Origin of the sequence: Sphingomonas sp. Leaf30 (genome assembly GCF_001422525.1) — a bacterium.
Taxonomy (GTDB): domain Bacteria; phylum Pseudomonadota; class Alphaproteobacteria; order Sphingomonadales; family Sphingomonadaceae; genus Sphingomonas; species Sphingomonas aerolata.
Map to the genome: position 1 here is coordinate 279,306 of NZ_LMKZ01000001.1, position 13,936 is coordinate 293,241.

13 protein-coding genes are annotated in these 13,936 nt (G+C 67.6%); 6 read left to right on the plus strand and 7 right to left on the minus strand.

Annotated features, from left to right (window positions below; genetic code table 11):
• Positions 1 to 25: 25 nt before the first annotated feature.
• Complete coding sequence (locus tag ASE89_RS01325; RefSeq protein ID WP_056673334.1) at positions 26 to 2,035, plus strand: putative bifunctional diguanylate cyclase/phosphodiesterase; 2,010 nt, start codon at positions 26 to 28, stop codon at positions 2,033 to 2,035.
• 19 nt (positions 2,036 to 2,054) lie between these two features.
• On the opposite strand, the gene ASE89_RS01330 is transcribed toward ASE89_RS01325, so the two are convergent.
• On the minus strand, positions 2,055 to 2,981 hold the full coding sequence (locus tag ASE89_RS01330) for a crotonase/enoyl-CoA hydratase family protein (RefSeq protein ID WP_056673337.1): 927 nt from the start codon (positions 2,979 to 2,981) through the stop codon (positions 2,055 to 2,057).
• 211 nt (positions 2,982 to 3,192) lie between these two features.
• On the opposite strand from ASE89_RS01330, the gene ASE89_RS01335 reads away from it, so the two are divergent.
• A complete protein-coding gene (locus tag ASE89_RS01335) occupies positions 3,193 to 4,605 on the plus strand; it encodes a hypothetical protein (protein WP_056673340.1) in 1,413 nt (470 codons plus the stop codon).
• 15 nt (positions 4,606 to 4,620) lie between these two features.
• Here the strand turns inward: ASE89_RS01335 and ASE89_RS01340 are convergent, their stop codons facing one another.
• From ASE89_RS01340 to ASE89_RS01350, 3 genes are all read right to left on the minus strand, one after another.
• Complete coding sequence (locus ASE89_RS01340; RefSeq protein ID WP_056673345.1) at positions 4,621 to 5,643, minus strand: lactonase family protein; 1,023 nt, start codon at positions 5,641 to 5,643, stop codon at positions 4,621 to 4,623.
• 73 nt (positions 5,644 to 5,716) lie between these two features.
• Positions 5,717 to 5,989: a CsbD family protein gene (locus ASE89_RS01345; RefSeq protein ID WP_031396253.1), complete on the minus strand. Its 273-nt coding sequence runs from the start codon at positions 5,987 to 5,989 to the stop codon at positions 5,717 to 5,719.
• A gap of 119 nt (positions 5,990 to 6,108) precedes the next feature.
• Positions 6,109 to 8,334 carry a TonB-dependent siderophore receptor gene (locus ASE89_RS01350; protein ID WP_056673348.1) on the minus strand — a complete coding sequence of 742 codons (2,226 nt, stop codon included), beginning with the start codon at positions 8,332 to 8,334 and terminating at the stop codon, positions 6,109 to 6,111.
• A 141-nt stretch (positions 8,335 to 8,475) separates the two neighbouring features.
• Between ASE89_RS01350 and ASE89_RS01355 the strand changes: the two genes are divergently transcribed.
• The 4 genes from ASE89_RS01355 (at position 8,476) to ASE89_RS01370 (ending at position 11,129) form a co-directional block, all read left to right on the plus strand.
• The gene (locus tag ASE89_RS01355) at positions 8,476 to 9,042 is read left to right on the plus strand and encodes a pyridoxamine 5'-phosphate oxidase family protein (protein ID WP_056673351.1); all 567 of its coding nucleotides are present in this window, start codon (positions 8,476 to 8,478) and stop codon (positions 9,040 to 9,042) included.
• Positions 9,039 to 9,239, plus strand: coding sequence for a putative signal transducing protein (locus tag ASE89_RS01360; protein WP_031439290.1), 201 nt, complete (start codon positions 9,039 to 9,041; stop codon positions 9,237 to 9,239). The genes ASE89_RS01355 and ASE89_RS01360 overlap by 4 nt, the downstream gene beginning before the upstream one ends.
• A gap of 171 nt (positions 9,240 to 9,410) precedes the next feature.
• Positions 9,411 to 9,749, plus strand: coding sequence for a P-II family nitrogen regulator (locus ASE89_RS01365; protein WP_031439291.1), 339 nt, complete (start codon positions 9,411 to 9,413; stop codon positions 9,747 to 9,749).
• 27 nt (positions 9,750 to 9,776) lie between these two features.
• The gene (locus ASE89_RS01370) at positions 9,777 to 11,129 is read left to right on the plus strand and encodes an ammonium transporter (protein ID WP_031394700.1); all 1,353 of its coding nucleotides are present in this window, start codon (positions 9,777 to 9,779) and stop codon (positions 11,127 to 11,129) included.
• Between the two features lie 126 nt (positions 11,130 to 11,255).
• Here the strand turns inward: ASE89_RS01370 and ASE89_RS01375 are convergent, their stop codons facing one another.
• From ASE89_RS01375 to recQ, 3 genes are read right to left on the minus strand one after another with little or no spacing between them, the layout of a single operon-like run.
• Complete coding sequence (locus tag ASE89_RS01375; RefSeq protein ID WP_056406723.1) at positions 11,256 to 11,669, minus strand: hypothetical protein; 414 nt, start codon at positions 11,667 to 11,669, stop codon at positions 11,256 to 11,258.
• Positions 11,666 to 12,094, minus strand: coding sequence for a TIGR01244 family sulfur transferase (locus ASE89_RS01380; protein WP_031394698.1), 429 nt, complete (start codon positions 12,092 to 12,094; stop codon positions 11,666 to 11,668). Before ASE89_RS01380 ends, ASE89_RS01375 begins: the two co-directional genes overlap by 4 nt.
• On the minus strand, positions 12,091 to 13,860 hold the full coding sequence (recQ, locus tag ASE89_RS01385) for a DNA helicase RecQ (RefSeq protein ID WP_056673354.1): 1,770 nt from the start codon (positions 13,858 to 13,860) through the stop codon (positions 12,091 to 12,093). Before recQ ends, ASE89_RS01380 begins: the two co-directional genes overlap by 4 nt.
• Positions 13,861 to 13,936: the final 76 nt, after the last annotated feature.

Here is a 13,936-nt window from a genome sequence, read left to right on the forward strand (position 1 = left end):
CGGTTACAGTCTGTTCGAAGGTGCCATGACGCATTTCATTACCCGGTTGAGGCAGCTTCGCCACTCGGATCACGCGGTTGCCGCGGACGTCCGGGCGACTCTGGTCACCTCGCTCTATGCCTCACCCAAGTCGCTGGTGATCGGTGCGTTGACGAGCACGGGTATCGCCACGGTCGTGGCTGTCACCAGTGGCGATCGCTGGCTTGCCGGCTTCGCGGTGCTGATCGGGCTGGTTGCCGCACTGCGGATCATCGGCATCGTCCAGCGCGTGCCCGATCAACAGGCCGCTGACGTATTTGCTGTCGATCGGGGTGCCGCCGAGCGCCCCCGGGCAGGACAGTGGGAGTTTTACTACCGCATCGGCGCCTTCGCCTTTTCCGCGCTGCTCGGCATGTTCGGGCTGCTGACGCTGACCCGGACCGCGGACGGCGTGCTTCATCTCCTCTCGGTGACGACGGCGATCGGCTATGCGGCGGGGATTGCCGGACGCAATGCGGGTCGGCCGACGATCGCGCTCGCGCAGCTTTGCCTCGCGTCGCTGCCGCTCGCGGCGGGGCTTTTGCTGTCGGGTGAGCCGCTCAACGCCGTGCTTGCGATCGTCATCATCCTGTTCGTGCTGGCGATGATCGACATCACGCTGCAGACCTATGAGGCCATCCTCGGCGCAACCATCGCGGCGAGTGAAAAGACCGCGCTCGCCGAACATCACGCCGCATTCGCGCGACGCGACGACCTCACCGGGGTCGCCAACCGCACCGCGTTTCGCGAATGGTTCGAGCGGCGGCTGCACCGGCTGGAATCGACCGGCGAGCTCCTGTCGATCCACTGGATCGATCTCGACCGGTTCAAGGAGATCAACGATTCGCTCGGTCACCTGGCGGGCAACGTGCTGCTGACCGAGGTTGCGCAGCGGCTCCAGACCGCGTTCGTCACCGATGGCGGCACCATCGGGGTGGCCGGTGACGCGATCGTCGCGCGGCTGGGCGGCGACGAGTTCGCGGTCGTCTGCGCGATCGGCGCGCGCGACGATGCCCGCACGATCGCCGATCATATCCTTGACCTCGTCGCACAGCCCGTGGCCTATGCCGGACGCCGGCTGACGGTCGGCGCCTCGCTCGGCGTGGCGATCGCACCGATCGACGGGGGCGACGCGGACACGCTGCTCAAACATGCCGACCTCGCACTCTACCGCGCCAAGGAAAGCGGCCGGGGGGCCTTCTGCTTCTACGAACCGGTGATGGACGAGAAGATCGAACGGACGCGCGCGCTGACCAGCGACCTGCACGGCGCGATCGCGCGCGGCGAGCTGTGGCTCGCCTTCCAGCCGATCTTCGATCTGGCGACGCATCGCATCCTGTCGTGCGAGACGCTGCTGCGCTGGGACAGCCCGTGCCACGGCAGCGTGTCGCCTGCCGAATTCATCCCGATCGCCGAGCAGAGCGGGCTGATCGTCGAGATCGGTGCCTGGGTGCTGCGCGAGGCCTGCCGTCACGCGCTGGACTGGCCGGACACGGTGCGTGTCGCGGTCAACCTGTCGCCGATCCAGCTCCTGTCGCCCGGGCTCGCCAAGGTGCTGAAGGACGCGCTCGACGCCAGCGGGCTCGCGCCGGGGCGGCTCGATCTCGAAGTGACCGAATCGGTGTTGCTCGACGATATCGACGCATCGCTGGCGGCGCTGTCGGCGATCAACCGGATGGCGGTCGGCACCACGCTCGACGATTTCGGCACCGGCTATTCGTCGCTCGGCTATCTCACCAAATTTCCGTTCCAGACGCTCAAGATCGACCGGTCGTTCATCACCGCGCTCGACGACAATCCCGCGTCGATGGCGATCATCCAGACGGTGGTCGATCTTGCCGCGACGCTTGGCATGCAGACCGTCGCCGAGGGTATCGAGACGCAGACCCAGCTCACGCAGCTGCGTCGCACCCGCTGCACCGCGGTGCAGGGTTTCCTGCTCGCGCGCCCGATGTCGGCAAGCCAGGTGGCGAACCTGCTTGCCGACGAAACCCCCAGGATGCGTGCGCTGTCCTGAGGGCCGGGGGCGATGTCCGTCAGCCTTTCGGCTTGTCGAGCAGACGGGTCTGCGCCGCGACGAGCCGCCGCATCAGCTTGAGATCCCCCTCGCTGAGGCGCAACGCGGCGTCCGCCCACAGGTCGACCACCGCCTCGAGCTCGTCGAGCGCCAGCGGATTGACCGCGCGCGACGCTTCGTAGATCGCGCAATGCCCGCTGTGGCGACGCCGGTTCTGGCGGATATAGTCCTCGACCACCCGGCGGCCCTGGCCGGGGTCGGCGAGTGCGTGGACGATACCCAGATCATAGAGCTCCTCCGCGCTGTAGTTGCGCCCGCTGAGGATCATCTGCTCGGCCCGCGCCGCGCCGAGACGCCGCGACAGGAAGCAGTGCGCCCCCATGCCGGGGAACAGCCCGAACACGGTCTCGGGAAGCCCGAAGCTCGCGCCGCGTTCGGCGACGACGACGTTGAACGACAGCAGCGCCTCGAACCCGCCGCCCAGCGCATCGCCCTCGACCAGACCGATCGTCACGATCGGCAGGTCGAGGCCGCGCAGGTTGCGGTGCAGGATCTGTACGCAGGCGCGGCCATATTGGACCAGCGCCTCGCGGTGACCGGCACGGATATGCTGTGCGAACAGGTCGAGATCACCGCCGAGCGAGAAGACGCCGGGGAATCGCGAGCCGAGCACGAGATAGCGAATCGGCATCGCCCCGGAGGTGTGGGCGCTGTGGATATCAGCCTGCCACTGACCAAAGTCCGCGAGCAGCGCAGGGTTGAAACTCGGCCGCGTCCTTGGCCGCATATAGGTCCACAGCGTGTCGGCCTGCGGGTCGAACGTCACCTCGAGCTGGTCGAGCGCGAATAGCGGTGGGGTGGGGGCGGGGGCCGCGATCCCGGCTGTGGTCGCGGTTGCGGGTCGCGGGGCCGGCGAGAAATGTCGGGCGGGTAAAGCAAGAGTCACTGTGGCATTCCTTTGTAATCGCAGCGCAGTGCTGCACCGCCGAACCTAGGGCACAATGGCGGCGATCCCGCGGGGGCGTGCGCGCGACGCGCGTTAAAATCCGTCTCGCGCGACACCGCGCCGGTGCGCTAGGCGGGGTCGGGGTCAGGGGCGGTCGTGGCGCACGGTCCGCGACCCGGTGCTGGCCCCCGAAACTGGACGTTTGCCGATCATGACAGCGAAATGGATAGAGGCTGGGCTGGCCGGAGCGCTGGTTGCGGGATTGTGGCTCCCGGCACCATCCGGCGCGGCGCAAACCAGTGTCGCACCGTCCGCCCCGTCGCCAATCGTCCCGTCACCGCCCGCCCCGTCACCGATCGCGCCGGTCGATGCCCTGCAACTTCAGCTCCCCGTCGATGCGGCGATGCAGGACGCGGCGGAATATGCGCGGCGTTTCGGCGTGCCGCTCGATGTCGCGCTCCACCGGATGCGGGCGCAGGCGGCGACGATTCCCGTCACCGACGCGCTGCGCCTCGAATTCGCCGATCGCCTTGCCGGCATCGCGGTCGAGCATGACCCGGCCTACCGGATCGTGGTGCTGCTGACCGGCACCGATCCGGTCGCGGACCGCGCCGTCGAGGCAGGGGGGATGAGCGTCCCGCTGGTGTTCCGGACCGGCGCGGCGGCGACACTCGACCGGATCCTCGGCCAGATCCGCACCTTCCAGGCGGCGATCCGCGCCGCGCTTCCGCACCCCCCCGGCATCGGTGCGGATCAGCGGACGGGTATGCTTGTCGTGATGGTCGCGACCGCGGACCTCGCACTCGACCGGGACGGCGCGCTCACCGCCAAGTTCGCCGATATGACCGGCGTTCCCGTGCGGATCGAAGCCAGCGATCGCCCGATGCTGCCGATGGCGCTTCAGACGAGCATAACAGCCACGCCGGGCGCCACAGCGCCCGGGATCCCTGTGGCGACGATCCCGCCTGCCGACGTCGTGACCGTGATGCCGGACGTCGCGGGCGGGGGGCGGGTGGTCGGGACGGTCGACGGGCGGCGCTATGTCTGCACGACGGGATTCGTCGTCACCGATGGCGTCGCGGATGCGATCGCCACCGCCGCGCATTGTCCCGACACGCTCGATTATGTCGGGCGGCCGCCGGCGGGCGCGGAGCGGCGGGCGATCGCGCTGCCCTATGTCGGCCAATGGGGCTGGGGGTATCAGGACGTCCAGATCAACCGCGCGCCCGCGCTGCCGGCGACTGCGCCACGGCTGCCCGCCTTCTTTGCCGATACCGCCAAGACCCGGCTCAGGACCGTCGCGACATGGCGCAACCGGACCAGCACGCGCGCGGGCGACTTCGTCTGTCACCGCGGCGAGCGGACCGGCTATAGCTGCGCGCCGGTCGCGATGGTCGATTTCGCCCCCGCCGGTGATCTGTGCGGCGGCGCATGCCTGCCGACCTGGGTCGCGGTCGAAGGGCCGACGTGCAAGTCAGGCGACAGCGGCGCGCCGGTCTTCATAGGCCAGGTCGCGCTCGGCCTCGTCAAGGGCGGCACCTACCGCGCCGATGGCAGCTGCCTCTTCTATTATTACATGTCGACCGACTATCTGCCGCCCGGCTGGACGCTCGCCTATCGCTGAGCGCAGACGCGCAGCCTAGAGGGGCAGGACGAACGCCGCCCCCGGAACCGCGACCCGGGCGACATGCGGCCTGAGTAGCCCGTCCGCGTCGATCGGCAGCAGCGTCACGCATTCGTCCTTCTCGTTCGCGACGACCATCAGGCCCTCGTCCTCCAACAGCACGAAGTGTCGCGGATAGGCCGCCCCCGCTGGCGCATGCTGGATCAGCCGCGGGTCGCCTTTCGCGTCGAGCGCGAAGACCGCGATGCTGTCATGCCCACGGTTGGAGACATAGAGGCGGTCCCCCGCCGTGTTGATCGCCAGATGCGCGACGATGCTCGGACCCTCATACTCTTCGGGCAGCGTCGACACGGTCCTGGTCGCCGAGAACCGACCCTCGCCGCCGACCAAAACGGTCAGCGTGTTCGTCAGTTCGCTGGCAAGATACGCCACGCGCTGGACATGCGGATGCAGCAGCAGATGGCGTGGCCCCGATCCCGCTGGTGCGTGAAAGGCTGTTCCGGCCGCCCGGACACGGTTGCCGCCCGGCGCCGGCGCCACCGCGAAGGCGCGGATCTCGTCCGTCCCCAGATCGGTTGCATAAAGCCAGCGATCCTCGGCGTCGAACCCGACCCAGTGTGCATGCGGGCTCGTCTGACGCTCGCGGTTCGGACCCGATCCTTTATGGGCAAAGACATGGGCTGGCGCGTTCGGCAGGCCGTCGGCGTCGAGATCTAGGACCGACACGCTCCCACTCGCATAATTGGCGACGGCGAGCAGGTTGTGGTTGTGGCTCAGCGCGAGATGACAAGGCGCGTCCCCATTGACCGCCACGCGGACGATCTGTCGCCAGCCGTCGGCGGTCGCGCGATACAAGCCGATCGCGCCGTCATCGCGCTCGTCGACGAGATAATGGAGGTCATGGCGCGGCGAATGCACGCCGAAGGACACGTTTATCGCGTCAGGATAGGGCGCGCCGGTCGACCAGCCATCGCCGTGTCGCAGTGGGTGCAGCCCGCCGCGATTGGTACCGATCCAGAGGCCGGCGGGTCGACTCACGAGGCGGTCACCCCATGCCGACACCGCCGGGATCCTCCGACCAGCGGGGCCGCGCGGACGCGGCCCCGGTTGATCACTTGCCGCGCAGCGTGTTGAGCAGCGCGATGCCGACGACGCCGACCAGCGCCGCGGTGGCGAACGGACGATCCTTGGCAAACGCACGCGCCTTGTCGGCGAGCGGTGCGACGGTGTCGGTCGCGGTGCCGATCGCCTTGTTCGCGGTGCCTGCGATCTGGTCGGCGACGCCGCCGGCCTGGAGCGAGCTGTCGCCCGTTGCATTGCCTGCTGCCTGCTTCACCGAACCGAGCAGATCCTGGCCTTCACCCTTCAAGGTCGTCGTGTTCATGCTAAACTCCTATGCTGGACGGCATCCGGAACGAATGCGCTCGGACCGCTGAACGGCCGACACGCCAAGATGTGCCATCGACCTGCGCATAAACCGCCCGCGCAGGGTCGAGCGGCCCGTTACCAGCGATACCCGATCGTTGCCTGCACCGTGCGGCGGTTGCCGTACCAGCACCAGGCATAGTTGGCGAAGCAGCTCGTCAGATACTTCTTGTCGAACAGGTTGGGCGCGTTGACGCCGAGATCGACATTGGCGAGCCGCGGGCTGAGCTTGCCCAGATCGTAGCGCAGCAGCGCGTCGAATACCGTATAGGCGGGTGAATAGCGCGCGACGCCGTCCGAATAGAAATCGGCATAGGTCTTGTCGACGTGCCGCACCGCGCCGCCGATCGCGAAGCCCGACGCCGGCCCCTCGGTCGGTGCCCATTCGAGGTTCGCCGAAATCCCGCCGCGCCCGACCGTCGCGAGCGGCAGGCCGATATTGGCGGCAACGACGTCCTCGACCTTCTTCACGCGCTGGCGGCTATAGGCGAGCTTGGCGTTGAACCCGTAGGGCAGCGGCGCGCTCGCCTCGACCTCGACACCCTGCGACCGGACCTTGCCGACTTGGTCCGCGGTGAAGTCGGGATAGTTGACGACGACATTGGTCTGCTCGATCCGGAACCAGGCCGCGGTGACCAGGATCGCGGTACCGGTCGGCTGGAATTTCGCCCCCGCCTCGATCTGCTTGCCGAGCGAGGGCTGGGCGAGGCTGCCGTCGCGCAGGCGCGCATTCTGCGGCTCGAACGAGGTCGAGTAGCTCGCATAGGGCGCAAGCCCGAACGGCAGCAGGTACAGCGCGCCCGCGCGCCAGGTGAATTTGTCGTCCTCCTGTGCCAGCCCGTCGCGCGCCTGGCGGGCCCAGTCCTGGCGCCCGCTTAGCGTCACGCGCAGCCCGCCGACCGCAATCTGGTCCTGCGCATAGATCCCCTGCTGACGCTGACGGACATTGGCGGAACCGATGCCGAAGGACGCTTGGACATCGGCTGGCGTCTGCGGCGTGGGCATCGTCCCATAGACCGGGTTGAAAACGTCGATCGGCGTCCCGCCGCCAAAGGCCGAGAGCCCCGCCGAATGCGCGACCTGACGGTCGACCCCGAACAACAGGTTGTGCGTGACGGGGCCAGTGACGACCTTGCCCGTCAGCTGATTGTCGAACGTCCAGTTGTTGAGTTGCTCCCGCGTCGAATAGGAGGACCGGGCATACAGCGTCGGCGCTACCGCGAGCGGATCGACCGCGGGTCCGCTGGTATATACCAGCCCCATCCGGCTCTTCACATATTGATAGCGCCCCGACGAGCGCAGCGCCCAGCCGCTACCGAAATCGTGATTGAAGATATAGGTCAGCGCGGCCTGTTCGCGACGGAAGAAGTCCCCGGGCTCGCCACCATAGAATTTGGTCGAGATCTTGCCTGCCGGGTTGTCGATCAGCGTCCCGAGCGTCGGGAACACCCCGTAATTGCCATTGAACGGATCGTGCGAATAGGCGCCGAGCAGCGTGAAGCTGGTGCTGCTGCCCGCGCCGGCGGTCACCGCGGCGGAGATCGTCTGGCGTTCGCGCTTGCCCTGACCCTGCGTTTGCTGATCGTCGGCGCCATTCGCGCTGCCATAGATGCGCCACAGCACGCCGTCCCCTGCGCGCCCGCCGATATCGGCGTCGACGCGGTATAGGTCGTAGGTGCCATAGGTGCCGCTGACCGCACCATAGGTTGCGCGATCAAGCGGCAGCTTGCTGACCTCCGCGACCAGACCGCCCGGGCTCGACTGGCCATAGAGCACCGACGCCGGGCCCTTGATGATCTCGACCCGATCGAGCCGCGACACGTCGACCTGCGGCACCGCATAGCCGGTCGCGCTGCCGAACTGGCGCAGCCCGTCGAGATAGACCGGTGCGTCGAACCCGCGCAGCTTGAACTGGTCGTATACCTCGGCGGATGCACCGCGCGTCTCGGGTGTCACGCCCGCGACGAAGCGCAGCGCCTGATTGAGGTTCTGCAGCCCCAGACCGGCGATATCGGCGGCGCTGATCACGCTGATCGACTGCGGCGTCTCGACGATCGGCGTTGCGCTCTTCGTCCCCGACGACGCGATCGTCGTTGCCTTCTCGCCGGTCACGACGATCACGCCGTGATCCTGCGGCTCGGACGCGTCGGACGCGTCAGACTCGTCGGTGCTTGTTGCGGCTGCCACAGACGCGTTGGGGGTCGTGTCCTCCGACACGGACCCGGCCCAGGCCGGTGTTGCGGACAGCGCGGCCGTGAGAATGGTGCCGGCTAGCAGCAGGCGGGCGAAGCGACGTTCGGACATGAAAAACCCCTTTCCGGCTCGCTACTGTTGTCGCGACTGATTTGCAATAGCGTTGCGACCGATTCGCAAATCGCGTTTTCAGTGGCTTGGAAAAGCGGTTCACCGTTCGCGTCTGAGCGGTGGTCCTGATAGGGTGTTGCCATGGACTTCTTCCCCGCCCTTACCGACGCGCACCGCGCGTTCGTCGAACGCCAGCCCGTGTTCTTCGTCGCGACCGCGGCCGAGGGTGCGCGGATCAACCTCAGCCCGAAGGGCATGGACAGCTTCCGCGTGCTCGACGCTAACACCGTCGCCTATCTCGACGTCGGTGGCTCGGGGAACGAGACCAATGCGCATCTCACTGCCGACGGACGCATCACGATCATGTTCTGCGCGTTCGACCGCCCCGCGCTCATCTTCCGCATCTATGGGCACGGCACCGCGGTGCTGCCGCAGGACGATCGCTGGGACGCGCTCTATGCGCAGTTCACGCCGTTGCCGGGTACGCGGCAGATCTTCGAGATCGCGGTCGATCAGGTGCAGACGAGCTGCGGTTGGGGCGTGCCCGTCATGACGCTCGATCGCGAACGCCAGACCCTTTCCAAATATCATGCCGGGCAGAGCGATGCCGAACGGCTCGCCGAATGGGCCGAACACCCGCGCAGCATCGACGGCCTACCGACGCGCGTACCGACCATCGCACCCGCCGCGCCCGGTGCAGCCCGATGAGTCTCGCCGAGCTTGGCCGCTACAGCCGCAACGAGGCGCTGATCATCGCCGGTCGGCTCGAAAGCGAGGGCATTGCCGCGATCGTGTTCGACGGCGACATGGCGATCGGCGACGGCAGCGATCTGCTGATCCCGGTCCGCGTGATGGTCGACGCCGACGATTTCGCCGAGGCGCGCGCGATCATCCCCGACCGCTGACCGGAAAACTGCCCGACGGCGCGCTGCCCGTTTTTCAGGCAATTGTCCCGCGTTGCACAGTTTCTAGCGGCCCGGCGCATCCGGCACCCCGTTCCCGCCCCGTCCCGCACCTTGCCGGTAAACTGGCACGGTCGTTGCATGGTGTTCGCCGTAACAAGGGGAAGGGGCGCGATGAAACTCGTCATTGCCATCATCAAGCCGTTCAAGCTCGACGAGGTGCGCGAAGCGCTCACCACGCTCGGCGTGGCGGGCATGACGGTCACCGAGGTCAAGGGGTTCGGCCGGCAAAAGGGTCAGACCGAGATTTATCGCGGGGCCGAATACACGACCAACATGGTGCCCAAGATCAAGGTCGAGGTCGTGTGCGCGACGAGCCTGGTGGACCGCGTGGTCGAGGCGATCCAGGCATCCGCCAACACCGGCGCGATCGGCGATGGCAAGATCTTTGTGGTCGACGTCAGCCAGGCGGTGCGCATCCGCACCGGCGAAACCGACGATTCGGCGCTCTGAGGGGAGGGGGACACGATGAAGCATGACATGAAGACAGCCGCCGCGGCGGTTCTGGGGTTCGGTGCCGCGCTGGTCGCCGCCGCGCCCGCCTTTGCGCAGACGGTCGTCGCACCCGCGGCCGCGCCCGTCGTCGCCACCGTCAACAAGGGCGATACCGCCTGGATGATGACCTCGACGATCCTCGTCCTGATGATGATCCTGCCAGGTCTCGCACTGTTCTACGGCGGTCTTACCCGGTCGAAGAACATGCTCTCGACGATGACGCAGATCGGCGCGGTCGCAGCACTCGCGATGCTCATCTGGGTGATGTGGGGCTATACGCTGGCCTTCGGTCCCGACGTGACCAATCCGCTGCTCAGCAACTTCATCGGCAGCCTCGACAAGGCATTCCTCAAGGGGATCACCCCGGCCTCGCAGGCGGCGACCTTCACCGCGGGCGTCGAAATTCCCGAATATGTCTTCGTCTGTTTCCAGATGACCTTCGCCGCGATCACGATCGCACTGGTGCTGGGCTCGGTCGTCGAGCGGATGAAATTCTCCGCGGTGATGGTGTTCGGCCTGGTCTGGCTGACGATCGTCTATTTCCCGATCGCGCACATGGTCTGGGCCGCGTCGGGCTATTTCTTCAAGGCTGGCGCGCTCGATTTTGCCGGCGGGACCGTCGTCCACATCAACGCGGGCGTTTCCGCGCTGGTCGCCGCACTGATGCTCGGCAAGCGGATCGGCTATCCCAAGGAGCCGATGGCGCCGCATTCGCTGGTGATGACCGGGATCGGCACCGGGCTGCTCTGGGTGGGCTGGTTCGGCTTCAACGCCGGCTCCGCGCTCGAGGCGAACGGGTCGGCTGCACTGGCGATGATCAACACCTTCGTCGCGACCGCGTCGGCAGCACTGTTCTGGATGCTCGCCGAGCGGCTGTCGGGTCACAAGGGGTCGGCGCTCGGCTTCTGCTCGGGCATCGTCGCGGGGCTGGTCGCGGTGACGCCGGCGGCGGGCAATTCGGGCCCGTTCGGCGCGATCGTGCTGGGCGCGATCGCCTCGCTGATCTGCTTCATGGCGGTGTCGAAGATCAAGCCGCTGCTCGGCTATGACGACTCGCTCGACGCGTTCGGCATCCACGGCATCGGCGGCATGGTCGGCGCGATCGGCACTGCGGTGGTCTATGCGCCGTCGCTCGGTGGCCCGGGTGCCGCCGACTATGCGATCGGTGCCAAGCTGCTGGTGCAGATCCAGGCGGTTCTCGTCACGATCATCTGGGCCTCGGTCGGCACCGTGATCGCAATCCTGATCGCCAAGGCGGTCACCGGCCTGCGCGTCTCGCCCGAAGTCGAGGTCGAGGGTCTCGACATCGGCGAGCATGGCGAGCGTGCCTATAACTGATCCAGTTCGGTAGCGGGCCGCCCGAGCCCGCACCCACGATGTTCCTCCTGCGGACAACCTGGCCCGGTGCGCACAACGCACCGGGTCTTTTTTTGCGTGTTGATCGTAGTGCCGGCAGGGTGGCCGCTAGACGCCGATGTTCCTGGGAGCCAGCCGCCGGATATCGAGCACGTCGACCCGCGAGAGCATCACCGCGCCGAGCGTCCGGTCGCCGGTCTCGACGAGGATTCCTTCCTGCGTCGCGCGCACCGTCCGCCAGGTGACCTCGCGCACTGCGATCCGCTTGCCGACACGCTTGACCGCGGCGACACGGCCATCATCCGCGACCGCGAGCGCGCCGCGCCCATCGGCGCCGACCACCGCGCCCGACACGGCAAAGCCCGGTAGTTGCGCCTGCGCCGCCTCGGCGGCCTCCTCGGCGGTCTCGATCCGTATCACGCGCCGTTTCCGGGCCGTTGCCCAGCCGATACCGCCGACCGACGCCACCAATGCCGCGACCGCGGCCCCGATCACCGCGGGGCCGAGCGCGATCGGGATCATCGCGGCCCTGCGAGCGCGTCCAGCATCGGGCGGATCCCGCGCAGGTCATAGCCCGCGTCCTCGGCCTGCGCGAGCAACAGGTTGGGATTACGCCCCGCCTTTGCCGCGGCCAGCGCCCACAGATTGCAGCTCCGTGTGCCCGACCGGCAATAGGCGAGGACGGGGCCTTTGGCCTCGGTCAGCGCCTGGGTCATCGCGTCGATCTGTGGATGCGAAAAACCCGCATGCGTCACCGGGATCGCGACATAGTTCAGGCCGGCCGCTTCCGCCGCCGCACGGATCGCGTCGCCCGAAGGCTGGCCCGCATCCTCGTCGTCGGGGCGGTTGTTGACGATCGTCTTGAAGCCCGCCGCGGCAATGTCCGCGACGTGCTCGACCGCGATCTGCGGCGCGACCGAAATGCTTTCGTTGATGTGCCGGATCATGCGGACTCGCGGATAACTGCCAGAAAGGCATCCCCATAGGCGTCGAGCTTGCGCGCGCCAATGCCCGATAGCACCGCGAGCGCCGCGCGCGATGCGGGTCGCTGCGCCGCCATGTCACGCAGGACCGAATCGTGGAAGATCACATAGGGTGGAACGCCCGCGTCCTTCGCCAGATCGCGGCGGCATACGCGCAGCGCCTCGAACAGCGGATCGTCGACCGGGTTCGGCACCGCGCCCGGTGCAGCCTTGCGCCGTCGCTCGCGCTTGGGCGGCACGATCACCGACAGCGCCGCCTCGCCCTTCAGGATCGCCTTCGCCGCCGGCCCGAATTCGAGGCCGCCGTGCGGGTTCGTCCGCAGCGCATCCTTCAGCATCAGCGCGCGCGATACGGGTTTCAACAGCGCCACCTCGTCGCCCTCGACGATCCCGTAGACCGACAGCGCCTCATGCCCGTTCATCAGGCTGCGCTCGCTCGACACCCCGGTCAGGATCCCCTCGATATAGCCGACGCCGAACATCTGCCCGGTCCGGAACACCGCTGACAGGAATTTCCGCGCGGTCTCGGTCGCGTCGACCGCATCGACATTGCCAAGGCAATTGTCGCAATTGCCGCAATCCTCTTGTCTGTCCTCGCCGAAATGCTTGAGCAGGATGCGGCGCCGGCACCCCGCGGTCTCGACCAGCCCGCCCATCGCGGTCAGCCGCTGGCGTTCGCCGGCCTGCCGCTCGGGTTCGACCTCACCGATCCGCTGGCGGGCGCGCGCGAAATCCTCCGCGCCCCAGAACAGATGCGCGATCGCCGGATCGCCGTCGCGCCCCGCGCGCCCCGTCTCCTGATAATAGGCCTCGATCGATTTCGGCAGCCCGGCATGCGCGACGAACCGCACGTCGGGCTTGTCGATCCCCATCCCGAACGCGACGGTGGCGCAGATCACCATGTCCTCGCTCGCGACGAAATCCGCCTGGTTCTTCGCGCGCACCTGCGGATCGAGCCCGGCATGATAGGCGCGCGTCGGCCGCCCGCTGCGCCCCAGCGCCTCGGCGAGCTTCTCGGTTGCCGCGCGCGTCTGCGCATAGACGATCCCCGGCCCCGGGATCTTCTCGAGGATGTCGGCGATCTGCCGGTTGACGTTGTCGCGCGCCGAAATCGCATAGCGGATGTTCGGCCGGTCGAACCCCGACACGATCAGCCCCTCACGCGAGATCCCCAGCTGCTCGAGGATGTCCGCGCGCGTATGCGCGTCCGCGGTCGCGGTCAGCGCCAGCCGCGGCACGTCGGGAAAGCTGTCGAGCAGCGGCCGCAACAGGCGATAGTCGGGGCGGAAATCGTGCCCCCATTCGCTGACGCAGTGCGCCTCGTCAATCGCGAAAAGCGAGAGCTTCGCCTGAGACAAAAGGTTGCGGAAGCTCTCGTTCGAGGCCCGCTCGGGCGCCACGTACAGCAGGTCGAGATCGCCCGCGCGGAACCGCGCGATCGTCTCCTCGCGATTGGTATCCACGCTCGTCAGCGTCGCCGCCTTGATCCCGACCGCGGTCGCGGCGCGCAACTGGTCGTGCATCAGCGCGATCAGCGGCGACACGACCACGCACGTCCCCTCGAGCATCGTTGCCGGCAACTGGTAGCACAGCGACTTGCCAGCCCCGGTCGGCATCACCGCCAGCGTCCGCTGCCCCGCAAGCACGCGGTCGACGACATCGCGCTGCACGCCACGAAAATCAGGAAAGCCGAAGATGCGCTGGAGATCGGGAAGGGGGTCGAGTGCCATCGCCGTCTAGGTAGCGATCCTCGGGGGGATGTCGAGGATAGCGCGGGTCTTATCGCTTGATGTACACCACCCCGGC